Origin of the sequence: Psychrobacillus sp. NPDC058041, from assembly GCF_042885655.1 — a bacterium.
Classification (GTDB): domain Bacteria; phylum Bacillota; class Bacilli; order Bacillales_A; family Planococcaceae; genus Psychrobacillus.
On the sequence record NZ_JBHVRO010000007.1, the window covers coordinates 131,393 to 156,021 of the forward strand.

27 protein-coding genes are annotated in these 24,629 nt (G+C 35.7%); 19 read left to right on the forward strand and 8 right to left on the reverse strand.

Annotation, left to right across the window (positions count from 1 at the left end; all coding sequences use genetic code 11):
• Nucleotides 1-7: 7 nt before the first annotated feature.
• Nucleotides 8-661, forward strand: a complete 654-nt coding sequence (locus ACFVR1_RS12740) for a glyoxalase (RefSeq protein ID WP_387584497.1) — start codon at nucleotides 8-10, stop codon at nucleotides 659-661.
• A 152-nt stretch (nucleotides 662-813) separates the two neighbouring features.
• On the opposite strand, the gene ACFVR1_RS12745 is transcribed toward ACFVR1_RS12740, so the two are convergent.
• Nucleotides 814-1,641 (reverse strand): STAS domain-containing protein, encoded by an 828-nt coding sequence (locus ACFVR1_RS12745; RefSeq protein ID WP_387584499.1) that lies wholly within the window; start codon nucleotides 1,639-1,641, stop codon nucleotides 814-816.
• Nucleotides 1,642-1,747: 106 nt separating this feature from the next.
• Here ACFVR1_RS12745 and ACFVR1_RS12750 point away from each other — a divergent pair, with 106 nt between their 5' ends.
• From ACFVR1_RS12750 to ACFVR1_RS12765, 4 genes are all read left to right on the forward strand, one after another.
• Complete coding sequence (locus ACFVR1_RS12750) at nucleotides 1,748-2,299, forward strand: DUF4825 domain-containing protein (protein WP_387584501.1); 552 nt, start codon at nucleotides 1,748-1,750, stop codon at nucleotides 2,297-2,299.
• Complete coding sequence (locus tag ACFVR1_RS12755) at nucleotides 2,289-3,305, forward strand: serine hydrolase domain-containing protein (protein ID WP_387584503.1); 1,017 nt, start codon at nucleotides 2,289-2,291, stop codon at nucleotides 3,303-3,305. The genes ACFVR1_RS12750 and ACFVR1_RS12755 overlap by 11 nt, the downstream gene beginning before the upstream one ends.
• A 324-nt stretch (nucleotides 3,306-3,629) precedes the next feature.
• Nucleotides 3,630-3,923, forward strand: a complete 294-nt coding sequence (locus ACFVR1_RS12760) for a DUF6509 family protein (RefSeq protein WP_387584504.1) — start codon at nucleotides 3,630-3,632, stop codon at nucleotides 3,921-3,923.
• Nucleotides 3,924-4,172: 249 nt separating this feature from the next.
• Nucleotides 4,173-5,714, forward strand: a complete 1,542-nt coding sequence (locus ACFVR1_RS12765) for a Mur ligase family protein (protein ID WP_387584506.1) — start codon at nucleotides 4,173-4,175, stop codon at nucleotides 5,712-5,714.
• Between the two features lie 224 nt (nucleotides 5,715-5,938).
• Here the strand turns inward: ACFVR1_RS12765 and ACFVR1_RS12770 are convergent, their stop codons facing one another.
• Both ACFVR1_RS12770 and ACFVR1_RS12775 read right to left on the reverse strand, forming a co-directional pair.
• Entirely contained in the window at nucleotides 5,939-6,286 is a 348-nt protein-coding gene (locus ACFVR1_RS12770) for a VOC family protein (RefSeq protein WP_387584507.1), read from the reverse strand.
• Between the two features lie 242 nt (nucleotides 6,287-6,528).
• Nucleotides 6,529-7,359, reverse strand: a complete 831-nt coding sequence (locus tag ACFVR1_RS12775) for a sugar nucleotide-binding protein (RefSeq protein WP_387584508.1) — start codon at nucleotides 7,357-7,359, stop codon at nucleotides 6,529-6,531.
• 138 nt (nucleotides 7,360-7,497) lie between these two features.
• On the opposite strand from ACFVR1_RS12775, the gene ACFVR1_RS12780 reads away from it, so the two are divergent.
• The gene (locus tag ACFVR1_RS12780; protein ID WP_387584509.1) at nucleotides 7,498-7,899 is read left to right on the forward strand and encodes a hypothetical protein; all 402 of its coding nucleotides are present in this window, start codon (nucleotides 7,498-7,500) and stop codon (nucleotides 7,897-7,899) included.
• 513 nt (nucleotides 7,900-8,412) lie between these two features.
• Here the strand turns inward: ACFVR1_RS12780 and ACFVR1_RS12785 are convergent.
• The 3 genes from ACFVR1_RS12785 to rluF all read right to left on the reverse strand — a co-directional run bounded on the left by ACFVR1_RS12785 (nucleotide 8,413) and on the right by rluF (nucleotide 9,984).
• Nucleotides 8,413-8,739: an ArsR/SmtB family transcription factor gene (locus tag ACFVR1_RS12785; RefSeq protein WP_387584511.1), complete on the reverse strand. Its 327-nt coding sequence runs from the start codon at nucleotides 8,737-8,739 to the stop codon at nucleotides 8,413-8,415.
• Nucleotides 8,740-9,162: an SRPBCC family protein gene (locus ACFVR1_RS12790; RefSeq protein WP_387584513.1), complete on the reverse strand. Its 423-nt coding sequence runs from the start codon at nucleotides 9,160-9,162 to the stop codon at nucleotides 8,740-8,742.
• Between the two features lie 114 nt (nucleotides 9,163-9,276).
• Nucleotides 9,277-9,984: a 23S rRNA pseudouridine(2604) synthase RluF gene (gene rluF / locus ACFVR1_RS12795; protein WP_387584514.1), complete on the reverse strand. Its 708-nt coding sequence runs from the start codon at nucleotides 9,982-9,984 to the stop codon at nucleotides 9,277-9,279.
• Between the two features lie 94 nt (nucleotides 9,985-10,078).
• On the opposite strand from rluF, the gene ACFVR1_RS12800 reads away from it, so the two are divergent.
• The 4 genes from ACFVR1_RS12800 to ACFVR1_RS12815 all read left to right on the forward strand — a co-directional run bounded on the left by ACFVR1_RS12800 (nucleotide 10,079) and on the right by ACFVR1_RS12815 (nucleotide 12,948).
• Nucleotides 10,079-11,044 carry a DUF4003 family protein gene (locus ACFVR1_RS12800; RefSeq protein WP_387584516.1) on the forward strand — a complete coding sequence of 322 codons (966 nt, stop codon included), beginning with the start codon at nucleotides 10,079-10,081 and terminating at the stop codon, nucleotides 11,042-11,044.
• A gap of 125 nt (nucleotides 11,045-11,169) precedes the next feature.
• A complete protein-coding gene (locus tag ACFVR1_RS12805) occupies nucleotides 11,170-11,646 on the forward strand; it encodes an acyl-CoA thioesterase (RefSeq protein WP_387584518.1) in 477 nt (158 codons plus the stop codon).
• An 18-nt stretch (nucleotides 11,647-11,664) separates the two neighbouring features.
• On the forward strand, nucleotides 11,665-12,042 hold the full coding sequence (locus tag ACFVR1_RS12810; protein ID WP_387584519.1) for a hypothetical protein: 378 nt from the start codon (nucleotides 11,665-11,667) through the stop codon (nucleotides 12,040-12,042).
• A 99-nt stretch (nucleotides 12,043-12,141) separates the two neighbouring features.
• Nucleotides 12,142-12,948 carry a hypothetical protein gene (locus ACFVR1_RS12815; protein WP_387584521.1) on the forward strand — a complete coding sequence of 269 codons (807 nt, stop codon included), beginning with the start codon at nucleotides 12,142-12,144 and terminating at the stop codon, nucleotides 12,946-12,948.
• A 134-nt stretch (nucleotides 12,949-13,082) separates the two neighbouring features.
• On the opposite strand, the gene ACFVR1_RS12820 is transcribed toward ACFVR1_RS12815, so the two are convergent.
• Together ACFVR1_RS12820 and corA are read right to left on the reverse strand one after the other, a co-directional pair.
• Complete coding sequence (locus tag ACFVR1_RS12820; RefSeq protein ID WP_387584522.1) at nucleotides 13,083-14,177, reverse strand: RtcB family protein; 1,095 nt, start codon at nucleotides 14,175-14,177, stop codon at nucleotides 13,083-13,085.
• A 28-nt stretch (nucleotides 14,178-14,205) separates the two neighbouring features.
• A complete protein-coding gene (corA, locus tag ACFVR1_RS12825; RefSeq protein WP_387584523.1) occupies nucleotides 14,206-15,168 on the reverse strand; it encodes a magnesium/cobalt transporter CorA in 963 nt (320 codons plus the stop codon).
• 108 nt (nucleotides 15,169-15,276) lie between these two features.
• On the opposite strand from corA, the gene ACFVR1_RS12830 reads away from it, so the two are divergent.
• From ACFVR1_RS12830 to ACFVR1_RS12870, 9 genes are all read left to right on the forward strand, one after another.
• Complete coding sequence (locus ACFVR1_RS12830) at nucleotides 15,277-15,699, forward strand: protein-tyrosine phosphatase family protein (RefSeq protein ID WP_387584524.1); 423 nt, start codon at nucleotides 15,277-15,279, stop codon at nucleotides 15,697-15,699.
• Nucleotides 15,700-16,316: 617 nt separating this feature from the next.
• Complete coding sequence (locus tag ACFVR1_RS12835) at nucleotides 16,317-16,613, forward strand: hypothetical protein (RefSeq protein WP_387584526.1); 297 nt, start codon at nucleotides 16,317-16,319, stop codon at nucleotides 16,611-16,613.
• Nucleotides 16,614-17,062: 449 nt separating this feature from the next.
• Nucleotides 17,063-17,887: a M55 family metallopeptidase gene (locus tag ACFVR1_RS12840; RefSeq protein ID WP_387584527.1), complete on the forward strand. Its 825-nt coding sequence runs from the start codon at nucleotides 17,063-17,065 to the stop codon at nucleotides 17,885-17,887.
• Nucleotides 17,888-17,902: 15 nt separating this feature from the next.
• The gene (locus tag ACFVR1_RS12845; RefSeq protein ID WP_387584529.1) at nucleotides 17,903-18,838 is read left to right on the forward strand and encodes an ABC transporter permease; all 936 of its coding nucleotides are present in this window, start codon (nucleotides 17,903-17,905) and stop codon (nucleotides 18,836-18,838) included.
• Complete coding sequence (locus ACFVR1_RS12850; protein ID WP_387584531.1) at nucleotides 18,838-19,785, forward strand: ABC transporter permease; 948 nt, start codon at nucleotides 18,838-18,840, stop codon at nucleotides 19,783-19,785. The genes ACFVR1_RS12845 and ACFVR1_RS12850 overlap by 1 nt, the downstream gene beginning before the upstream one ends.
• Nucleotides 19,786-19,791: 6 nt before the next feature.
• Nucleotides 19,792-20,826 carry an ABC transporter ATP-binding protein gene (locus ACFVR1_RS12855; RefSeq protein WP_387584532.1) on the forward strand — a complete coding sequence of 345 codons (1,035 nt, stop codon included), beginning with the start codon at nucleotides 19,792-19,794 and terminating at the stop codon, nucleotides 20,824-20,826.
• Nucleotides 20,827-20,882: 56 nt separating this feature from the next.
• Nucleotides 20,883-22,538: a peptide ABC transporter substrate-binding protein gene (locus ACFVR1_RS12860; protein ID WP_387584533.1), complete on the forward strand. Its 1,656-nt coding sequence runs from the start codon at nucleotides 20,883-20,885 to the stop codon at nucleotides 22,536-22,538.
• A gap of 58 nt (nucleotides 22,539-22,596) precedes the next feature.
• Nucleotides 22,597-23,520, forward strand: a complete 924-nt coding sequence (locus ACFVR1_RS12865; protein ID WP_387584535.1) for a S66 peptidase family protein — start codon at nucleotides 22,597-22,599, stop codon at nucleotides 23,518-23,520.
• Between the two features lie 13 nt (nucleotides 23,521-23,533).
• Nucleotides 23,534-24,616, forward strand: a complete 1,083-nt coding sequence (locus ACFVR1_RS12870; protein ID WP_387584536.1) for a dipeptide epimerase — start codon at nucleotides 23,534-23,536, stop codon at nucleotides 24,614-24,616.
• The last annotated feature ends 13 nt before the right edge of the window (nucleotides 24,617-24,629 follow it).

Consider the following 24,629-nt stretch of genomic DNA (forward strand, 5'->3'; position numbering starts at 1 on the left):
TGAGAATATGTTTAAGTCAGTAATAATATATACGAATAAGTTAAAGTATCTAAAAGGGTTTTACGGTAATGTACTAGGGCTTCGTATTTTAGAAACAAGCAATGCGCATTTTACTATATCTATAGGCTCGTCAACGCTTACTTTTCGGGAGTCAGAACAACCCACTTTGTATCATTTTGCTATTAATATTCCAGGAAATCAATTCACTCTTGCGAAACATTGGGCCATCGAAAGAGTGACATTAAACAGAGAAGATGCTGTGGATGAGATTTATTATTCACGTTTTGAAGCAGATGCTTTCTACTTTGAAGATCCTGCAGGAAATGTGATTGAGTTCATTGCTAGACGTAATGTGGATAAATGGAGTGGTTTCAGTGTGGAGTCGCTGTTAAGTTTAAGTGAGGTAAGCATTACAACTCCTTTTGTAGAAGAAGTAGGGGAACAACTCCAAAGTATTGGTATTCCTATCTCAGGACATGTAGACATTGAGCCGAATGAACTTAACTTTTTAGGAAGTAAAGATACGTATATTTTATTAGTCCCTCCCCATAGAAGATGGTATTTTTCGAAAAGAATGAGTGAAACCTCTCCTTTAGAAATAGAACTCGTGGAAGGAACCAGAATTATTGTTTCGAATGAAGGAAAAACTGAAATAATATAAGAAAAGCGACAGATTTTCAGTCGCTTTCAAAGAGGGAGACGGACAAACATCCGCAGCACGAGTCATTACTCTAAAGGTAATAATGAACCAATGTTTTGTCTAAAGCACTCAGGAATTAGTGAAGACAAGATTTACTTAAAGGGCGCTATCAATCATTTTGTATGAACTTCTAATGCACGTGATAAAGAAGAGTACGTTTGTACATTCGTGAAGTCAATTCCAAGCGAGATAGCAATCTGTGCTAATTCTGGGCGAATTCCTGAAAAAATTGGTTCTACTCCTATTAATTTTAACGCAGTCAATAATTGGTATAGCTGTTGTGCAACAATTTTATCGAGGATTGGAACAGCTGATAAATCTATGAAAATTTTAGTTAATTTTTTGTTAGTACATTGTTCCAAAGTTGATTCTAATATTACTTTTGCTCTTTGGAAGTCAATATCGCCAACGAGTGGCAATACACCTATACCTTCTTTTACAGGAATTACGGGACTGCTAAGCTCCGTGATTAGTGCTTGCTGACTCATAAGTATTTGTTTTGTATGGTCGTGATGGTACTGAGCAAAGCTTTCAATAATGTAGTCAAAAGCTGAATTCATATTATCTGACCACAAACTTACTTCTTTAATAGTGACTGTATTATCATTTTGTTCGATAAAAGTCTGAACGAATTTCCACATTATTTTGCGTACTCTACGAAATGAACGAATACTTTCATAAAGTGGAAAAGATTCCACAGCTCTCTTTTTAGCCACAATCTCAGCGCGATTTTCAATATAATTCCGATATCCTTCCTTATCTTGAATATATATCGAGGCAACTGCTTCGATTAATGCACCATTTTCACTTCTTAAATACATTTCTGAGGATAAAGAAATATATTCGGGGTCTTCCAAAACCTGTTTAGAGAGCCATTCGTCTGTTATTTTTGATTTATTTTCAATAATAAAATCATATAAATCTTTATTAAGTTGACTCATAGTCTCTAACCCCTCCGCTTTATCTTATAATAAACTTATTGTAGTGTATTAATAGTTATTATTCTAGTATGAGTATCGAAAAATGAAACAAGTTGGAGGGGAGTATATGCAAAAAAACATTTGGTTAGTAGTGGTAGTAGTCTTATTGTTGCTGATGGGTATTTTTTATGTATTAAATAATAATCAAAAGAAATTAGTTGAAGATAAAACTAGTCAGTTAAATATTGCTACAAATAAGTTTGAGAAGTTATTAGCATATGAAAATAACTACTTGGGAAATGCATCAAATACGAGTAATCTATTTAATAATCTTCCACTATCAAATGATAAAACAGGTATCGCGATAGATTCTGATAAATTAACGTTAATTGTAAACTATGATATTCCTAGCAATTCAGAGGAAGAAAAAGCGGTAATCTATAATACGACTGCTGCTTTTGTGTTAATAAAAAATCTGGAAGAAATAGAAATGCGCTTCTCTAGTCGTTCATATTTAGTTAAAAGAGATAATGTGGAAAAATGGTTTGGACATGACTATACAAAATTAATAAACCCCGAAACGTTTATGGAATTGGTACAAAAACCATTATTGCAAAAAAATAGCGATGATTGGTTAGAGCAGTATACAAACGAGGGAGATGAAAAAAGTGATAAGTAGTCTAATGACGAGGTTAGAACAAATTGGGAAAGAAATAAACTTTTCTGGATCTATTTTAGTTGAAAATAAAGAGTCAACGCTTGCGAGTTCTAGCTTTGGTCTTGCAAACCGAGCAGACATAATAGAGAATGTGAGTGGGACACGATACGGTATAGCTTCAGGATGCAAAATTTTTACAGCAGTTGCTATTTGTCAGCTTGTAGAAGAAGGAAAGTTAACTTTTGATACTAAACTAACCGAGTGTTTGGATGTGAACTTTACTAACTTTCCTGAAAATATTACAATTCATCATTTATTAACTCATACATCGGGGATCCCTGATTATTTTGATGAAGAAGTAATGGATGATTTTGAGGAGTTATGGATTGCGAGACCGATGTATCAAATGCGTAACCTTGCGGACTTCTTATCACTGTTCCAATTTGAAAAGATGAAAGCTAATCCAGGTGAACGTTTTCACTATAATAATGCAGGTTATATTTTATTAGGTTTAATTGTTGAAAAAGTAAGTAACCAAGTATTTACTGATTATGTGCAACATCATATTTTTGACAAAGCAAAAATGCTGGATTCAGGTTATTTTGCCTTGGACTCGCTTCCAGGAAAAGTAGCGACTGGTTATATAGATTACGAAGACGGTTCTTGGAAAACGAATATTTACTCGTTACCTGTTCAAGGAGGATCGGATGGCGGAGCTTTCGTGACGACCAAGGATATGTTGAAGTTTTGGGAGGCCCTTTTTAATAATGTTCTATTAAGTGAGTCATTGACTCAACAACTGCTCTCACCATATGTTCATGAAGGGAATGATGATCACTATGGATATGGAGTGTGGATTCAGAAAAAACATGATATTACTTTTAAATATCATGTGATGGGTTATGATCCAGGAGTTTCTTTTCATTCTGCCTATTATCCGAACTTAGGCATAACACTCGCTATATGTGCAAATGTTTCAAAAGGTGCCTATAGAATGATGAATGAAATAGAAGATGAATTAATGTGATTCTCATAAAAAGCCCAGCATATTAGGCAGGGCTTCTCAGGATTGTTTCCGTTCTTTCTTTTGTTTTCGTAAAAGTTTATAAGCAAGAAAAAGCATTGTAATTCCGAGAATAAAAGATATTACAGAATAGAGAATAGTATTTAATCCTTTTCCAAATACTAATAATAACAGGTAAAGTGACGACTATGTAAATTAATTTTTCGGCACTAAGTTTCATTTTTACCTCCATTTAAGTGCTTCATTATGTTCATTATAACAACAAATTAGATATAAGATTATTTTCTATTAAAAAAGTGATAAAATGAGTAAATGGAGGTGGAATTTTTGAAAATAACATCCTATGAGGTTGAAAAAATAAAAGATCCAACAGGCATTATAGCAGGAGATCGTTATGAGTTTTTATTAGGTATTGAAGTGCCTGAAGATGATGAATTATATGGTGATGGTGAATCTTTAGATTTACGAGTTATTTTAGCTGTTGAAGATGCTGTTGAACGAATTGTACAGTACCATATTTTATACAGAAGCAATGGGAAAGTATTAGATTTTGGTCTAGAGGACGAAGAAGAAACAGAGGTACTTTCATTTTGTAAGGAACATTATAACGAAGCAATATAGTAAAACGGAGAAGGGGGAAGCCTTCTCTTTTTTTGACCTTTTATTACTCCCCTTTCGGTTTTCTTCTTATAGTTATTGGGGTAAACTATAATGTAACAACTTATCTTTATTCGAAGGTGTTAAACCTCATGTTGAGTAAAGAAACTCTGGATACAATTGCCGCATCCAGTGGCAATGACTGAGTTACCAACGTCATGTTGGTTCAAAGCCTATAAGGCGAATTTGATCATGTGAAAAGGTGGCCATTTTATGGAATTAACAAAGTTAATGGAGCATGTAGATGTAAAAGAAGTCATTCATGCAAAACGAATAGATATAATAGGGCTTGCCTATAACTCGCGAAAAGTTGAAAAAGGACAAGTGTTTGTTTGCGTAAGAGGGTTTAAATCGGATGGACATCAGTTTGCTGGACAAGCAGTAGAAAAGGGAGCAACCGCACTTGTAGTTGAGGAATTCATAGAAGGTTTAGATGTACCTCAGTACAAAGTAGATAGCGGTAGAAATGCTTTAGCTACACTTGCAGATGCATTTTATGATCATCCAACTCAAAAGTTAAAAACTATTGGAATTACAGCTACAAATGGAAAAACCTCAACATCTTTTATGACGAATGCTATTCTAGAAAATCATGATCTTAAAACGGGACTAATGGGTACGGTTGTAGTGAAAATCGGAGATTATGCGGAGCCATCAGAATTGACGACGCCAGAATCATTAGACTTGCAACGGTTTTACGCACAAATGGTTGACGCAGGTGTTACTCATGCAACGATGGAAGTGTCCTCCTCTGCACTAGAGTTAAATCGCGTAGGTTGTGTGGATTTTGATATTGTAACATTAAATAATATAAGCCGTGAGCATATCGATTTACATTCGTCATTTGAGAATTACTTTGAACATAAATCTAGCTTGATTCGAAATGCTGGATCCGACAAAGTAGCTATACTAAATTTGGATGACAAATATTCTGCTTCTCTTGTAAATAAAACAAAAGCAAAAGTAATTACTATTGGAATAGAAGAACAATCAGCGGATGTAATTTGTAGGAACTTGGATTTGTCTACAGGTCGCGCAAAATTCATGGTAGAAATTACACGTGATTTAGTTACACAAGATCTTGTTATTCCAAAGCAACAATTCCAAATTCAACTTTCTACACCTGGATTTCACTCTGTTTATAATTCCATGGTTAGTATTGTAATTGGATTATTATGTGAGGTTCCAATTGCAACTATTCAAAAAAGTTTGTTTGAATTTGTTGGGGTTGAACGTCGTTTTGAAATAATTTTCGAAGATGATTTTAAAATTATTGATGACCACTTTGCTAATAGTGGAAATATTGATATTACCCTAGGCACATTAGAAAAAATGGATTTTAATCGTGTATCTCTTGTATATGCAATTCGCGGAGATCGTGGAGTTACAGTGAATAAAGAAAATGCAGAAGCAATTGCAAGATGGGCTCCAAGACTTGGAATCCATGAGGTTATTGCAACGCTTAGCCGTTCTCATGTCACACAAAAGGACGTAGTATCAGATGCTGAACTAGCTGTATTTAAAGAAGTGATGGATGAAGCGGGAATAAACGTTCATTTATACGAAGAATTACCAGAGGCAATAGAACATAGCCTTCAGGAGGTAACAGAAGGTGACTTACTTTTACTAGCTGGTTGTCAAGGGATGGACTTTGGCGCTAAAATTGCTTTAGAACAATTGGAAACAATCAGACCTGATATGGATAAAAAGAAATTATTTCAACCACTTGAGAAGCGTGTGGCTGGAAATTCATAAAAAGAAAAGGCAGACTGCAAAATGTAAACGGGTTCGGTTGGTGGGGAGAAAAATGCCGATAACAAAGTAAATTTCATACCTACCAGCTTAATTTCAACAGCAAATTGGCAAAATAAATGACAAGTAAAAACGCTCAGAAATCTGAGCGTTTTTTGATGTAATATTTTACTATCCATATTGAAATAAAGTGTCCATTTAGCTTAATAGCAAATGATTACAACCGGCTATTTCTCCCAAAGTTCGATCAGTCGACCTTCAGGATCTTTAATCCAAATAAACTTTCCAAACTCACTAATCTCTTCTTTCTTTGTAAGAGGTACACCAATATGTTCAAGATGCTTAATAGTCTCGTTTAGATCATGTACTTGGAAATTTAACATCACTTGTTGTTCTGTTGGAAAATAACTGTCATTCTCGGTAAAGAAAGAAAAGATAGTCTCATTTCCTGATTGGGGCTTAATCACAGTCCCATTCCAATTTTCTAGATCAATCTTCAACACTTCACCGTACCATTTTTTTACAACATCAAGATCCTTAGTTCTCCAAAATATTCCTCCGACACCTTTTATCATCGTATCTAACTCCTGTCTGTCTAAAATTTTTAGTTTTTCGATTATTGTAAAATTCTTCTTCTCGATGGTCTTAAACTAACGTACTCGTTAGTTTATTGTAATGCCCATCACCCCCTATAATGCTACGTTGTTGGAATAAGAAATAATAATTGCCTACAGCAACTCCATGATATTTTTACTAAAGCACCCGTCAATTGAAGAACAATTACCTTTTCCTTTCAAAATCGAAAAAACAACAATAATCAAACTGTGCGAAAATTGGTTATAAGCAATTGGTGAGCTTTTTGTGTATTTAGAGACGTATCAAAAGATAGATAAGGGGCATCTTCTTTAGATCTTATAGTTGGGCGGAGAAGACTATTATTCCATCCAAGTTGTTCCAATCTCTTTTTAAAAAACGTATAGTAGCTTTCTTTATGTAAGGGTCCAGCATGCAAAATTCCATTAAATTTTATATTAGTCAATTCAATAATCGTACTTGATAAATCATTAACATTAACAAAAGTTCTATACACATTTGTCCATGCCTCAAAGGACTGATTCTCTTTTATCTTCTCAATTAGCTGAATGGTTCGTTTTTCAATACCTTGATTCACATTATTACCATATAGGGGTCCAGTACGAAGTATCACGTGATTTGGATGTTTATTGAGAATTAAGTTTTCTCCAGTATGTTTACCGTTCACATAATCAGCTAGGGCTGCTTCTTTAGGCAAGGTACCAATTGGGTCCGACTCTTTGTAACCACCTATTCCTTCAACGAAAACTGCATCCGTTGATAGAAATATAAGTTTTGTTTCACTCTCTATTTCTGACAATAAATTTTCGAGGCCTAAATTGATTAATTGGGTTTCTTCTTCAAAACTCATAAGTGACCATATAACTACCTCAGGATTTATTTTTCTAATGGCATTTCCTATTGATCGTTTGTTTGTAACATCTACTTGCATAATATTAGAGTTCTCATGTTGAAAACGTGAGGTACCAAACACTGTTAGATTTTTGTTCTCTGAAGCTAGTTGGAATAAATTCGAGCCCAAAAAGCCAGTTGCTCCTAATATAAGTATTCTCATAAAAACTTCCTTTTTTAGTTTATTTTATTATCTATTCGCCAAAACTTGATTGTTTTCCTTCTTGAACTAACCTGCATCGTTTGTTCAATAACACATATAAATCCTTATTAGGTGAATACTACTTTTGAGGTGAAATTAATGATATTGAAATTATTTCTTGCTTTAAATATCTTAACAGTATTTCAGCCATCTATTAGTCAAGAAAGTCCTATTACATCATCCAAACCCGAAATTAAAGGTATATATACAGACTATCCAAAAGACGGAACTTGGGTACAGATTCCAAAAGGAACAAAGAAAATAACATTTCATGTTGAAGCAGAAAATACAGAAACCATTTTATTCTGGTTGATACCAACAGGTACTCAAACATGGACTCAAAGAAAACTTATTGGATATGACATTCGAGAGAATCAAACTGATAATAACTTTTCTTTAACTTGGAACATAGATAAGCCATACCTATATGATCATTTATATATTCAAGCAATGGGTGAAGAAATAGTGGAACAGGACGAAATCAATTTATATATGGAGTAAAACTTGGATAGCCCCTTTTGTTCAAAGAAAAAGAAAGGAGCTGTCTAAAGTAGCCAATTGATCTTTGACTAAATCCGCCGTTAGTTTAAGTGAAGTCTTTCGCAATGTTAAATTTTATATTAACATTAGCTTGGAATCCAGTGTTCATGGTACTTGGTAGCGCTTTCTTTTTGTAGGTAGAGCAAGAAAAAATAGGTAGTAATCATACCTAAAGAAGTGCAAAGCATCCGAAATTGTATCTTCGGATGCTCTAAAAAGAGTAGAACAGGATTTTATCATTCATTATCTAAACCAAAAGCATTATGTCTCCACATTCCAAGAGGGCGAAGGACAAATATCCGCCATAAGATCACCGAAAAAGGCTCGTGAAGTGACGCAGTCACTTCACGAGCCTTACTTCTCCGGTAATAGTATAGCTAAAATTTTTTTGCGACGAGTAACCGCAGGAGCAGAGGTTTAGTCCGTAGCACTTTGGAAACAGTGAAGACAAGATGCACTTAAAGGATGCTTTTCTTATTCTGAATCGTTTTCTACAATGTATTTAAGAATAGATAATTTGTTGCTCCAAAACTGTTCATAATAGGAAAGCCATTCACTTAACTCTTTTAAAGATTCAGGCTTCAGTTGATATATTTTTTCCCTACCAACTTTACGTCCTGCCACCAATTCTGCTTCTGAAAGAACATGAAGATGTTTTGCAATCGCAGTACGACTAATAGGGAAGTGAGAAGTAATCTCCGAAATAGGTAGTTCGTTTTCAGAAAGAAGTTTTAGAACCTCTCGACGCGTTGGATCAGCGATAGCCTGAAAAACATCATATTTCTGTTCGGCAGAAGACACTTATCCTTCAACTACCTTTCTTAAACGATCCTGAACAATAGCTTTCCAACCAAAGGCCATTTTTTCTCGGATAACAGAACTTGTATCATTTGCTTTTGTAATAATGTCATTCGGTTGCTTCCACCCAGCGTGAATAAGCGTAAACTCGGTTTTATCACCAATTTCTTTCAAAATAAAAGAAACAATCCATCCATCCGTATCCCATATAAAAGAAAGTTTATTCGGAGGATTTACTTCTATGACCTTGCAAGGGGATGGACCAAAAGGTGATTGAATATGAAATTCGTGGCCGACTTTTAATTGAAAGTCGTTTGGCATAAACCAGCTTGCAATCGCTTCCGGGGTTGATACAGTTTCCCACACTTTTTGAATTGGTGCATTTAACACAATTGTTTGTATAATATCTTGAAGTTTTGTTTCCATTGTTATTCCTACTTTCTTAATTAAAAATAAAACCAAATGGTTTCGTATAATTTATAATACGAAACCATTTGGTTTTATGTCAAGTAATATACCCACGTTTCGTCTCAAAAGATTCTATTTCCTTTTTGGCGAATAATTAAGTGTAGTGAATAATTCTTTTTTCTCTAATTCGGTTAATTCTCTCCATTGTCCAATAGCGAGACCTTCTAGTGTAATATTCATAATTCGAATGCGTTGAAGTCTTTTCACAGTGAATCCAAGTGCGGAACACATTCTTCTTATTTGTCTGTTCAACCCTTGTGTTAAAGTAATATTAAAGGTGTATGGACCTAACTTTTTCACTTTGCAAGGTAGTGTTTTCGTCCCTAAAATATTCACACCGGAAGACATTTTCTCAAGAAAAGAATCTGTTATTTTTTCATTGACCGTAACAACATATTCTTTTTCATGTTTGTTCTCAGCTCGTAGTATTTCATTTACGATATCCCCGTCATTTGTTAACAAAATGAGACCATCTGAGTCTTTATCCAATCGACCGATGTGGAAAATTCGAAGCGGATGATTAACGAAATCGACAATATTTCCTTTTACATGGCGTTCTGTTGTACTAGTAATACCAACTGGTTTATTTAGTACAAGATAAACTAATGGTTGTTCAACCACAATCGGATTACCATCTACCTTGACGTCATCACCTGCCTCAACTTTGCTACCTAGCTCAGCGATTTTACCGTTAATGGTCACTCTTCCTTCTGAGATCCATTTATCAGCACCGCGTCTAGAAATAATTCCAGATTCACTTAGAAATTTGTTAATGCGCATAATAGACACCTACTTTTCTTATTACAATAATTATAACAAAAACTGAAACTATTTTAGAGTTTACAGCGTAAAAAAGAAAAGGAGTGATTGGCCGATGACAATCAATCAAAAAATAGAAGAGACATTTAAAGCATTAAAAAAAGTAGTAGGATGGGGTGTTGATAAGCGAGTTACTTTATCACTTGCAGGTTATTACGTAACTTTAGGTAAAGAGTTTAATGAAAACAGATTTAAGGAAATTGAAGCATATATAAAAAAGAAAGCAAATATATTTTCTCCACTACGCTCACATTTACAACCACTTTTTGTTGCTACAATCGATGTTGGAGGATTAGAACCGATTCAAGCGGTGGATCTATTATTAGAGAAAGTAGAAGTTTTAAAAAAGTCTTCCTTTAAGGTGAATAGCTATACCTATTTAGCGGCATTACTAATGTCAGATGATAAAGATGTTTGGTCAAATGAGGTAAATCAAGCAAAACAATTAATGGAGGATATGAAAAAACATCATCGTTTTTTAACATCAACGGATGATTATCCATATGCCATGTTTTTGGGGAAACTGGATGGTGACACTTCTGTTCGTGCCGAATCAATGAATCGATACTATCAAGAACTTCGAAATCATAAGTTTTATTCGGGAAATGAATTACAATGGATGTCGCAGGTGTTAACGTACACAAGTCAAAACTACGAAGAAGATTTGTTATCACGAGCATTGATTATTCGAGATGGATTAAAAAGTGTCAAGATAAAGACTTCTGTAGCCCAATATCCAATGATTGGATTTATGGCAGCATTAAAAATGAATGAAGAGCAATTAAATGCAATTGTAGTAACTTATCAGTCTCTGGTAAGTATGAAATTATTTTCTTGGTACAAAGACAGTGCACTACCTATTGCACTTGGATGGGAAATGAGATCCGCAAAAGATGCCTATACAACAGCAGCTATTTCAATGGCAACATCTCTCGAAATGATTCTTCAAGCTCAACAAGCTATTATGATTTCGACTATTGCGACAACTAGTGTTGTGACTTCATCTTCCAACTCTAACTAACCTTCATGTTATACTATAAAGGAAGTGCCATGATCGCGGAAACCGTGAAAAAATGGTCAAGCATAAATTACTCATGTTTGTAAATAGCATGAGTAATTAATTTTACAAAATTAGAGGAGTAATACATGATGAAGACAAACCCCATGAGACAATCTAGAACAATACAAACCCACCTAATACTTCCACCTGATACAAACCATCATCAAACCATTTTTGGAGGAAAAGTACTTGCTTATATAGATGAAATAGCTGCCATTTCATCTATGAAACATGCACAAGGTGAGGTAGTAACAGCATCTATTGATTCGGTTGATTTTCTTTCTTCTGCAAAAGTTGGAGATGTCCTTGAGTTAGAGGCAGTCGTTTCCTCCACTGGTCGTTCATCTATGGAGGTCTATGTTCGTGTAACATCGACGAACCTAATAACGGGAGAAGTAAAACTAACGACAGAGTCGTATGTAACAATGGTTGCGATAGATAAAAATAGTAAGCCAGTTCCAATACCAGGCATTCATCCAGAAACCGATGAAGAAAAACGATTATTTGAAACAGGTCCAGCTAGACGTGCCCATCGTAAACAACGATTAGAGATGAAACACTAAAATATAGGATGTGATGTTGTGCTGAAGCAGATCGATGAATTCTATATGCATATAATGATTATGTTACTTGTTATATATTTAGTAAACTTTGCATATTTTGGTGAAGTGACAATTACGTTCACGGTCATAGCTCTTGCAATTATTCTTGAAGTAATTAAACATCGAGTTCATATAAAGCAACTGACCTACGCACAGCTATCCATTATAGGAGTAGTTTTATTGGCCGGTATTGCTAGCATTATATATTTGTTTGTGTTGTTTCGCATATTTTTAGACCCCTTTAGTCTATCTTCTACCTTAGAGCATGTACTATTGCTCGCTTTTGTGCTTATTTGTTTTTACGCACTAATTCGCTTTATAAAAAACCTTTTTGGTCGAGTTATTGAAAATAAATAAAATACCTTTGAGTAGTTATTAAATAATAGCTCCTCAAAGGTATTTTTTTTTTGGAACTATTATCCTTTACATTCGTATGCATAAGAAGGAGTGGTGAATATGAAGCATATATACGAACGAACGGCAAAATACGCAAAATTAGCAGCATTTCTTATACTAGCTATATACATAGCGATAGTATTTATTTTTAAAGATATTATATGGAAGGACTTTGAAACACATTTTATTGTTGGATTTATGTTTTTTATATTTTATAGTATTTCTTTTATCTTTCAAAATGCAGCAGAAAAATTACCGGCTGAGCATGGGCTTCATAGTGATTATTTTTCAGTAGAATTCCCTGTAAAAGAACTTAATTTTCAACAAGATGTGTCGTTGATTCCTCAATCATATTTAGTTTCAAATATAGGAGAACGTTTATATAAAATTGAACCTTCAAAAGAACATTCGATTAGTAGGTTATTAACCGCATGTGCAATTTTCAAGAGGGGTTTTTTTTATCCGATTACATACAATTTAAAAACGATGGATGAAAACTTAGTTTGTCAGTTTACTATAAAAAATAAAATAAAATTCATAAAGTTAAAAGTTTATGATCATGCTAATAAGCAGATTTCCACTATTGTCTTGCCACCAATTTCGGTGAAAAATAGAGCTGTTATTTTCAACGCAAACAATGAAAAAATCCTTCAAATGGAAGCGAAAAGTATGTATGGCGATATCGATGTAGATGATTTCAATGGGAAGCGCTTAGCAACTTATCGCTATGGAATATTCCCTTACGCTACACATCCTGCATTTGAAGTTCAAGCGATGAACGTACATGTAAAGCTAGCACAAGACTTAACGCATACAGAAAAGCTTACTTTTGCAGCATTGTTTTACTATTGGACTGGAAATCAATAAATTATTGACTCAACTAATTACTTTTTTATAGCATTTACAGAGATGAATTAACTAACTGTTTAAAAAAACTTGGGGGAAATAAATATGAACAACATAGATGGAAATTAAAAAGAAGCTGAACATATCAGCTTCTTTTAGTGCGCTTTATAGTTATAAATAGGTTTTATTACTTCCAACACTTCAGCTGTGTCGTCAATATGTGAGAGAATATCTTCCATATCCTTATAAGCAAACGGGGATTCATCAACCGTACTTGGAACAACAGAAGTACTCCAAACATCCTTCATTGAGTCTTGGAAATCTTCCAATGCTACTAGTTTTCTTGCTTGCGATCGACTCATTATACGTCCAGCACCGTGTGGACCAGAGTAATTCCAATCCGGATTTCCTTTTCCGCGGCAAATGAGCGAACCATCTCGCATATTCATAGGAATTATTACAATTTCACCGTCCTGTGCAGAGATGGCACCTTTACGTAAAATCATATTATCTATATCAATATAATTATGAATAGTGTCGAATTCAGATTCAATATTCCAGTTCATGCCTCTACAAATTACTTCGGCCATTGTTTTACGGTTGAATGCTGCATATTTTTGAGCAATGGAAAGATCAAATAAATAATCCTTCATATTTTCTCCCTCTACATATGCCAAATCTTTAGAAATACTATCGCCATGGGATTGATGTGCTAAATCTTGATAATGATCTGCGATTTGTTTTCCTAAATTTCGGCTGCCGGAGTGGATAACTAAATAAATACTGCCGTCATCGCCTTCGTTTAGTTCTATGAAATGGTTTCCTCCACCAAGCGTACCTAAGCTCAACCGAGCGCGGTTCTCATTAATAGGAGCAACAACTTCAGCAAAGGGTATTTCTATAACATTGCGATGTTCTTTATTTCGAATACGAGTACCACTTGGTACGTTTTTCTTAATGGTCTTGTCTAACTTCTCAAAGTTTATATCTTCCTTTAGAACATTTAGTTTTGCACAGATCATTCCACAGCCCAAATCAACGCCAACAAAGTTAGGAACTATTTTATCAGTAATTGTCATCGTTGTGCCTACAGTGCAACCTTTACCAGCATGAAGATCTGGCATCATTCTAATTTTCGTGTCTTTTAAAAAGGGAAGACTACAAATCTGCTCTACTTGTATCTTTGCAGTTTCCTCTATTGTATCTGTAAAAACAAGCGCATTATTATATGTTCCTTTTATTTCTATCAAGATCTCACCTCTTTTTATGTTCTAACAATTAATTCTTAAACAAATTAAACCAGCCTTTATATTTAAACCAAGCAAGCATTGCAATCGCAATAACGACCATCAATGCCATAACACCAAAATATCCATATTTCCACTCTAGCTCAGGCATATTCGCAAAGTTCATTCCATACACTCCTACGATAAATGTTAGAGGGATGAACACGGTTGAAACAATCGTTAAAATCATCATAATTCTATTCATATGGCTGGAATTAATGGACATATGACTATCTCGTATATCTGCAGTGAGCTCGCGATTTGTTTCAACCATATCTGCAAGCTTAAGCAAATGATCATAAATGTCTCCAAAATAAGCTCTCTCGGATGATTGTAAATTAATTCGCTCAGAGTTCATAATTCGGTAGAGCAGATCCCGCATTGGAATAATAGTTCGACGAAGTCTCAGTAGATCACTGCGAAGGTCAAACACTTGATTCATAGACAAATGACGCATATCTATAGATAGTCTGTCTTCTACTTCATTTAAATAGTCTTCTATTTTGTAAACAATTGGAAAATAAGCATCCACCACTTTGTCTACAATATGATACATTGCATGCATGGATCCACGTTCCCAACCTTTTGGGTTTCGTTTTATACGTTCTCGAGCTTGATCTAGTTCGTGCATGATAGGAAAGTGGAAGGTAACTACAAAATCTTTTCCAACAAATAAATTCAATTCCTCTGCATCAAGTGTTACTTCATTAAACGTATGTATTACAAAAAATACATGTCCATCGTAATGATCTGCTTTTGGACGTTGGAGTCTTAATAAACAGTCTTCAATTGCTAGTGGATGGAAATGAAAAAAGGAACTTAGAAGATTTTTCTCTTCTTCCGTAGGTTCCCCTATATCTACCCAATACCATTCAAATGTTTTATGCTTTATATCTTCAAGAGGAAAATCACTAATTAGCTCGTGATCCGTCGTTATCCCAAGTGTTCGAATCATATGAAAACCTCATTTCAACACTAAATATCTTTTGCTATTATCTCATATTTGTCCGTTTCCTACAAAATTCGCCTGTTATAATATATTTAAAAGTAAGGAGAGATACATATGGCAGAGAAAAACTATGAAGAACTTATTCCAGGTCGCATTTTTGTTGGTGGTGTAGATGGGGTAGAATCTCTATTAGAAAATGAAACAATCGATATAGTATTTGATTTGAGAATAGCTAAAAAAGAGCATCCAGCAGAAAATTTACGTGTGCATCAACCAATTGCTGATGATGGTCTAAACCAAGATGTATCTATAAAGAAGGCAGTAAGCGAAGTAATGAAGGCTTATAACAAAGGAGATAATATTTATTTTCACTGTAATTCTGGAAGCGGAAGAGCAGGGGTGATGGCAATAGCGACTTTAATGGAATTGAATCTAGCTGAGACAGTTGAAGAAGCTGAAAAGAAAGCAAAAGATATTCGTCCAAAAATTAATATAAAAGCTGAGCAAAAAAATGCTCTTGAAAGAATATATTCTTAATAAAATGAAAATTCGTGTTGATATATATAATTCTCTTATCAAGAAAGGTGAAGGGACTGGTCCTGCGATATCTCAGCAACAGGCAAACCTAGTACTGTGTTGATTGGAGCGACAGGCGGCGACTCCAGCGGTCCGCCGATAGCGGAAATCATGCTGATTTATGAAGAATTCTTTAGTAATAAGAAGATGTCACACGCCAAAAGTTATTATTCTATTCTTATCTTCAATCTAAGTTCTTCTGGAATTAATTATTATTCGTGTTTTAATAATTAAATGCTATTTATGAAATTAACTCATGTAAGAAAAATATTCGATTGGGTAATAACTCAAAGGACCTAGTAGACACATTTGTAAAAAGGAGCAACGAGTTAATATAAAGCCTACTTTCTAGTAAGTCTCATTTGATGGAAAAGAAAGAGAGTACAAATAGGTAAGAACACCACACACATTATACATAAACCCCTTTGCCAGAAGTTTGGCAGAGGGGTTTATACGTTAGTAAACAACATCTTATCCGAAAGTATTCTATTTTATTTACAATAAATTGAGGTGTTTGTCTAGTTTGTGTTGATCCGTTTTGCATCTACTATTATAAGTGCAAAGGAGGTGAATTTATCGTGAACCCATACTCTTGTCATTCATGTCAGTCACCTATACAATCACCATGGCTACAGCCTGCTCCACCGATAGTATGTCCACCGCAATATCGTATGTCTGATTCATTTCTACCGAGAATGCAGCCTGTTATCCACCCGTTTGTAAATGTGAATAGAGAGCATATTGTCAATGTTCCACAACATTTTTATACAGAAACGAACCGAAATGTAGTTGTTCCACCACCACAACAAGCTTTTCCTATGCAACCAGGTGTACCGTTTCCCCAACAACAGTTCTTCCCAGGCCCACGATTCTAATAGAGTTGTTATCTGCGAGAAGTCACCTAATCGCAAGTAACACAGTTATAATCGGCGGCACTAAAAAGAAATAAATAATAACTTTTATAGCAGCATAGAGCATCCGAAATTATATTTTCGGATGCTTTTAAACGAGTAGGAAAGTAATTTTTCTCTCATTATCCAAACTAAACGCATCATATCTTCATAAATTCCAAGAAGGCGACGGACAAACACTTTATTTTGCGACGAGTAACCGCAGGAGCAAATATTTCGTCCAAAGTAATTTGGAAACGGCGACTACAAAATGCACTTAGAGGGCGATTGCAGTTTTCTTATTTATATAGAAAAAACTCTCTTAATCTAGAACTTTTAGATATATTGTAATTTTCCGTATATTTTGATAAAGTGATAGTTATTCCAACTTAGGAAAGTTTTATAAAAATGGATGAGGATATGGGGGCTTTGGGATGAAACTTTTTATTTCAATAGATATGGAAGGGATTACGGGTTTGCCAGATCATACTTTTGTGGATTCAAGTAAGCATAATTATGAACGTGCTCGCCGTATAATGACTCAAGAGGCAAATGCAATTGTAGAAGGCGCTCTATCAAAGGGAGTAAAAGAAGTACTAGTAAATGACAGTCATTCTAAAATGAATAATATTTTAGTAGAAGAATTACATCCCGAAGCGTCTTTAATAACAGGAGATGTGAAACCGTTTTCAATGGTGCAGGCATTAGATGAATCTTACATAGGTGCAGTATTTGCTGGTTATCATTCGAGAGCGGGACAACCTGGCGTAATGAGTCACTCGATGATATTCGGAGTTAGAAACATGTATATAAACGATGTAGAAGTTGGTGAACTGGGATTAAATGCATATGTAGCAGGTCACTTTGGTGTACCAGTTATCATGGTTGCAGGTGATGATGGAGCGTGTAAAGAGGCAGAGGCACTGATTCCTGGAGTTGTTACTGCAGTAGTGAAAGAATCTATTTCTAGATCTGCGGTTAAGACATTGCATCCGCAAAAAGCACATGCATTATTGAGAGAGAAGGTTGCCGAAGCGATTAGTGAAAGAAATCAAATCAAACCGCTCACTCCTCCTAAAACACCAACATTACGTATTGAGTTTGTTAATTATGGCCAAGCGGAATGGGCAGCACTTATGCCTGGTTGTGAAATTATAGAAGGAACGACAATAGTTAAGTTCGAGGCAAAAGATATATTAGAAGCATACCGTGCCATGCTCGTAATGGTAGAGCTAGCAATGCAAACGAAATTTTGTTAAGAAGGAGGTTTGCTTATGACGAAGTATATTATTAAACGTTTTATTATGATGATCGCAACGATTCTTATCATTTCTACCGTGACCTTCGTATTAATGCACTCTATTCCAGGTTCTCCGTTCGATGGAGAACGTACTTCTAACCCTACTATTCAAGCAAATTTAGAAAAATTTTATAAACTAGATGAACCTATGCATATTCAATACTTGTATTATTTAAAATCTATTGTGACATTTGATTTTGGTCCTTCGATTAAAAAACCAAATGACTCTGTAAATGAGTTGCTAGCAAGGGGATTTCCGATATCTTTCGAGTTGGGAATGGTCACGATACTAGTGGCTTTATTGTCTGGGATTATTTTAGGTACACTTGCAGCTCTCCGGCACAACGGAATAATTGATTACTTAGCCATGACCTTTGCGGTAATTGGGATATCTGTACCAAACTTTGTTCTAGCAACCTTTCTAATTCAACAACTGGCAGTAAAATTAGAATGGCTTCCAGCCGCTACTTGGAGTAGTCCATTACATATGATATTACCAACGCTCGCTCTTGCTACTGGACCAACTGCTATAATTGCACGATTGACGAGATCCAGTATGCTCGAAGTGTTAACACAAGATTATATTAAAATGGCACGTGCAAAAGGACTCTCGCCTGTGAGAATCGTCGTTCGACACGCCTTAAGAAATGCACTTATGCCTGTTGTCACGATTTTGGGGACAATGCTTGCTGGTATATTGACGGGAACTTTTGTTATAGAACGAATTTTTGCTATTCCTGGAATGGGTAAATACTTTGTAGAAAGCATTAATAACCGAGATTACCCTGTAATTATGGGCTCTACTGTTTTCTATAGTGCGTTTCTAGTATTTATGCTGTTCCTTGTTGATATTGTATATGGTCTTTTAGATCCACGAATAAAACTACATCGTAAAGAGGGGGATGCATAATGACAAACAAACAAGTTGTGGTATCCCCACAAAGTATAAAAGATGAATGGTTTATACCAAAACAGAAGGAACAAGGAAAAGCAGAATCTGTAGTGCGTCCTTCTTTATCTTACTGGAAAGATGCATGGCGAAGATTATGGAAAAACAAACTTGCAATGGGTGGACTAATATTTCTAATTTTGCTCGCACTTTTTGCAATATTTGGTCCCATTTTTTCTTCTTATTCTGTCACAGCTACTGATTATCCAAATCAAAACCAAGCGCCTTCCGCAGCTCACTGGTTTGGCACTGATGAGGCTGGTAGAGATGTATTTATTAGGACATGGTATGGTGCTCGTATCTCATTATTTGTTGGACTAATGGCAGCACTTATCGACTTTTTTATAGGAATTATATATGGAGGAATCAGTGGATATAAAGGTGGAAAAGTAGACGCCATCATGATGAGAATAATTGAAGTATTATATGGTTTGCCACACTTGTTAGTCGTTATTTTATTGATGGTTGTAATGGGGGCAAGCCTAACTACAATTATAGTTGCACTTACCGTTACTGGCTGGGTAGGTATGGCCCGGATTGTTCGAGGACAGGTGCTACAATTAAAAAACTATGAATTTGTGACTGCTTCCAAATCATTTGGAGCAAAAACATCTAGGATTATACGTAAAAACCTTCTTCCCAATACGATGGGACCCATTATCGTACAGATGACTCTTACTGTTCCAAGTGCTATATTTGCGGAAGCATTTTTAAGTTTCCTAGGTTTGGGTATAGCAGCTCCTTTTGCCAGTTGGGGTGTTATGGCGAATGATGCATTGCCAGTAATTTTATCTGGTCATTGGTGGCGTTTGTTTTTTCCTGCTTTATTCATATCTTTAACGATGTTTGCTTTTAACGTACTAGGAGATGGTTTACAAGATGCTCTAGATCCGAAGCTTAGGAGGTGAAAATTGGTGAAAGAACATAAGAAGGAAAATAGGAAAATCATATCCAATGAAAAAGTATTACAAGTAAATAATTTGCAAGTTTCTTTCCGAACATACGGTGGTGAAGTAGAGGCAGTTAGAGGTGTTAATTTTGACCTATATAAGGGAGAGACACTTGCCATTGTTGGTGAATCTGGCTGTGGTAAAAGTGTTACATCCAATGCAATTATGGGCCTAATTCCACAGCCGGCTGGAATTATTAAAAACGGAAGCATTTTATTTAAAGGAAAAGATCTAACTAAACTGTCTAAAGCGCAGTTAAGGAAAATTCAAGGAGTCGACATTTCGATGATTTTCCAAGATCCTATGACTGCTTTAAATCCAACGCTGTCAATAGGAGAACAGCTAACTGAGGGTCTTCTAACCCACCAAAAAATAGGGAAACAAGAAGCAAAGAAGAAAGCAATTGATATGTTAAATCTTGTAGGGATTCCAAATCCCGAAGAACGTTTAAAACAATTTCCTCACCAATTTTCAGGTGGAATGCGCCAACGTATTGTCATTGCAATTGCACTTATTTGCGATCCAAAATTACTCATTGCAGATGAGCCAACAACCGCATTGGATGTTACGATCCAAGCACAAATTTTAGAGCTGTTTGAAGAAATTCAACGAAAAACCGAAATATCAATAATATTAATCACGCATGATTTAGGGGTAGTTGCAAAAATTGCGGATCGAATTGCCGTAATGTATGCGGGTAAAATTGTTGAAATTGGTGACAAAAGAGAAATTTTTTATAATCCTGAACACCCCTATACAAAAGGATTATTAAACTCTGTTCCGCGACTAGATTTAATGGAAGAGGAATTGAAACCAATTGAAGGAACTCCACCGGATTTATTCTCACCTCCGAAAGGGTGTCCATTTACCGCCCGTTGTGACTATGCAATGGAAGTGTGTGATCATGTTTATCCAATTACAACTCAGTTAACAGAAGCACATATGGTTGACTGCTGGCTACAGGACAGTCGTGCAAAGGTTTTACAAGTACAAAAATAAGTCCGGATGAGCGCGCGAGAGTGCATTCACATATACAATACAAAGGGGGAACTAGGATGAAGAAGTGGTTATCATTATTTGTAGTTGCATTTTTTATACTTGTGTTGAGTGCTTGTACAGCAAACAAAGATGCAGGGCAATCGACGAGTACAGAAAAAGAAAGTGGCAAAGAGGAAACAGGAACAACAACAGAAACATTGCCGACAGAAAAAGTACTTCATTTGAATAATGGAAATGAACCAACATCGTTCGATCCATCTGTAGGGTTCGATGCAGTTTCTTGGAATGCATTAAATAATATTATGGAAGGTTTGGTCAGACTTTCAAAAGATCATTTAGCAGAGCCAGCTACTGCGGAAAAAGTAGATATATCAGATGACGGTTTAACGTATACTTTTACTCTTCGAGAAGATGCAAAATGGTCCAATGGAGACCCTGTATTAGCAAGTGACTTTGTATTCGGTTGGTTGCATATGCTAGATCCAGAAACTGCATCTCCAGCATCTTTCCTTGGATATTTCATTGAAGGAGCAGAAGCATACAATAACGGAGAAGGAAGTGCGGATGCGGTTGCTATTAAAGCGTTAGAACCTAAAGTATTCGAAGTGAAACTAAACGCACCAACAGAAGCGTTCTTAAACATTATTACAAATCCAAGCTTCTTCCCAGTAAATGAAAAAGTAGCAACACAGAATCCTACTTGGTTTGCGGATGCAAATACTTTTGTAGGAAATGGTCCATTTAAATTAGTAGATTGGAAACATGATGCAAGTTTTACTTTTGAGAAAAACGAAAACTATTGGGATGCATCGAATGTAAAACTGGATAAAGTAGAATGGGCAATGATTAATGACTCCAATACAGAATATCAGATGTATCAAACAGGAGAACTAGATACATCTGGTGTACCATCTGAACTGGCGGAAAGTTTAATGGATAATCCTGAATTAAAAAATGAAGACCAAGCAGGTTTATATTTCTATCGTTTTAATGTATCGATGGAGCCATTTACAAACAAGAAAATTCGTCAAGCATTTGCTTACGCAGTGAACCAACAGGAAATTGTAGACTATGTAACGAAAGTGGGTCAAAAAGCAGCGGAAGGCTTTGTTCCTTATGGATTCATTGGACCAGATGGTAAGGAATTCAGAGAATCCGCAGGAAAACTAATTGGGTTTGATGCAGATAAAGCAAAGGCTCTATTAGCTGAAGGTATGGCAGAAGAAGGATATAAGAAGTTACCTGAAGTCACATTAACTTATTCTACAAGTGATTCTCATAAAAAAATTGCAGAAGCACTTCAAAGTAAATTTAAAGAAGTATTAGGTGTGGATGTATCGTTACAAAACGTCGAGGCAAGTGTATTTGCTGCTGAACAAAAAGAATTTAAATACCAATTGTCACGTTCTTCTTTCTTGTTTGACTATGCAGATCCGGCGAACGCACTAGAAAGCTTTATAACAGGTTCTTCTATGAACCGTACAACATGGTCGAATGCTGAGTATGACAAATTGATTAAAGATATTAAGAATGAGACTGATGCAACAAAGCGTTGGGCAATGTTAATTCAAGCCGACAAATTATTGCTAGATGAAATGCCTATATTCCCACTTTATTATTACAACCAAGTAACGCTTGAAAAGCCATCAGTATCGGGCATTTTAAGACATCCAGTAGGTTATATGGACTTAAAATGGGCTGATATAAAATAAGAAAGTAGCGGCACCTAAAAAGTGCCGCCCCTTTTGTTAAAAAGGAGATAACATAAAGATGAAAATCCGTCCGAAACGATTACAAATTGGAGATACCATTGGTATTATTGCTCCGTCCAGTCCACCAAATCTTAAGCAACTAAAGCGCTCGTTAAAATTTTTAGATGAGTTAGGTTTGTCTTATGAAATGGGGAAAAGCGTAGAAAACGTATATGGTTATCTTGCTGGTTCAGATGATGAACGCTTAGAAGACTTACATGAGATGTTCGCTAATCCTGATATTGCAGGAATAATTTGTGCAGGTGGAGGATATGGGTCTGCTAGATACACGGATAAAATAGATTTTCAATTGATGAATGAATGCCCGAAAATTTTCTGGGGTTATTCGGATATTACTTTTTTACATACAAGTATGAATCTATACTCCGATATTGTGACTTTCCATGGTCCAATGTTAGCTTCGGATGTAGGGAAAGAAACGTTTTCTGATTTGTCGAAAAAAATGTTCCAACAATTATTTACACCAATGGAACTACATTATACAGAAGCAATTTCACCGTTAACACGCTTTTCAGGTGGAGTGGCTAGAGGTGAGTTAACAGGAGGGAATTTATCACTCCTTGCAAATGGGGTTGGGACGAAATACGAAGTAGATACAAGAGGAAAATTATTATTAATAGAAGATATTGGTGAAGAACCATACCGAGTGGATGGGATGCTCAATCAGCTTCGACAAGCAGGTATTTTGGATGCAGCTTCAGGCTTTGTCATTGGAGATTTTAAGGATGCAGAACCTAAAAAACGCCAAGTATCTTTGTCCTTAGATGAAGTGCTAAACCACTACTTAGGTAGTTTAGGGAAGCCTGCTGTGAGAGGATTCAAGATTGGACATTGTGAACCTCATTTTGCCGTTCCGCTTGGAGCAGAGGCTGAGTTGGATGCAGATAACTTGTCACTTGTTATTTTACCAGGTGTGGAATAAAGGGGGCTATTTAATGTTGATTCAATCAATAGAAACAGTTGATGTGGCTGTTCCACTTACGAAGCCTTTTAAAACTGCACTTCGAACTGTAACGACAGCGTATTCTATTTATGTAAAGGTAACTACTAGTGAAGGGCTAATAGGATATGGGGAAGCACCTCCAACGCATGTAATTACTGGCGAATCAATGGATAGTATTCGATATGCAATTAACGAAATTATTGCACCCTCATTAATAGGTCTTAACCTTTTGGAAAGTGAACGTATTTTTCAAAAATTGAATGCTTGTCTTGTTAGGAATACAAGTGCGAAGGCTGCTGTGGATATGGCAATTTATGATTTACTTGCTCAACAATCAGGATTACCATTGTTTCAATTTCTTGGAGGATATAAAACCACGCTTGAGACTGATTTTACAGTTAGTGTTAATGAACCAAAAGAAATGGCAGACGATGCTGCTCGATATGTAAATGAAGGATTCAACGTGCTGAAAGTAAAAGTCGGGATCGGTAGCATAAAAGATGATATTGCCCGTATCCATGCTATTCGAGAGCGTGTAGGAAATAAACCGAAGCTTAGACTCGATGCAAACCAAGGATGGAGTGCCAAAGAAGCGGTAAAAGCTATTCGAATGATGGAAGATGCTGGACTTGAGATTGAATTCGTTGAACAACCTGTTCCAGCTCAAGATTTAGAGGGGTTAAAGAAAGTAACAGATTGCACGGATACACTTATTATGGCAGATGAAAGTGTGTTCTTAGTGAATGATGCAAAAAGAGTTCTAGAAATGCGAGCCGCCGACTTGATCAATATAAAGCTAATGAAGTCTGGTGGTATATATAACGCTATAAAGATTAATACACTTGCGGAAGCAAATGGAGTTGCATGTATGGTTGGAAGTATGATTGAAACGAAAATAGGAATTACTGCTGCTGCTCATTTTGCTGCTAGCCATCCAAATATTCATTACTACGATTTTGATGCACCTCTGATGCTAGCAAAAGATATGATTGTTGGTGGGGTTATTTATGAAGGAAGTAAGATGAGCTTCTCAAATGAACTAGGACTCGGTATTTCACGTGTAGAAAAGGGATAGGAGGGGAGGTTAA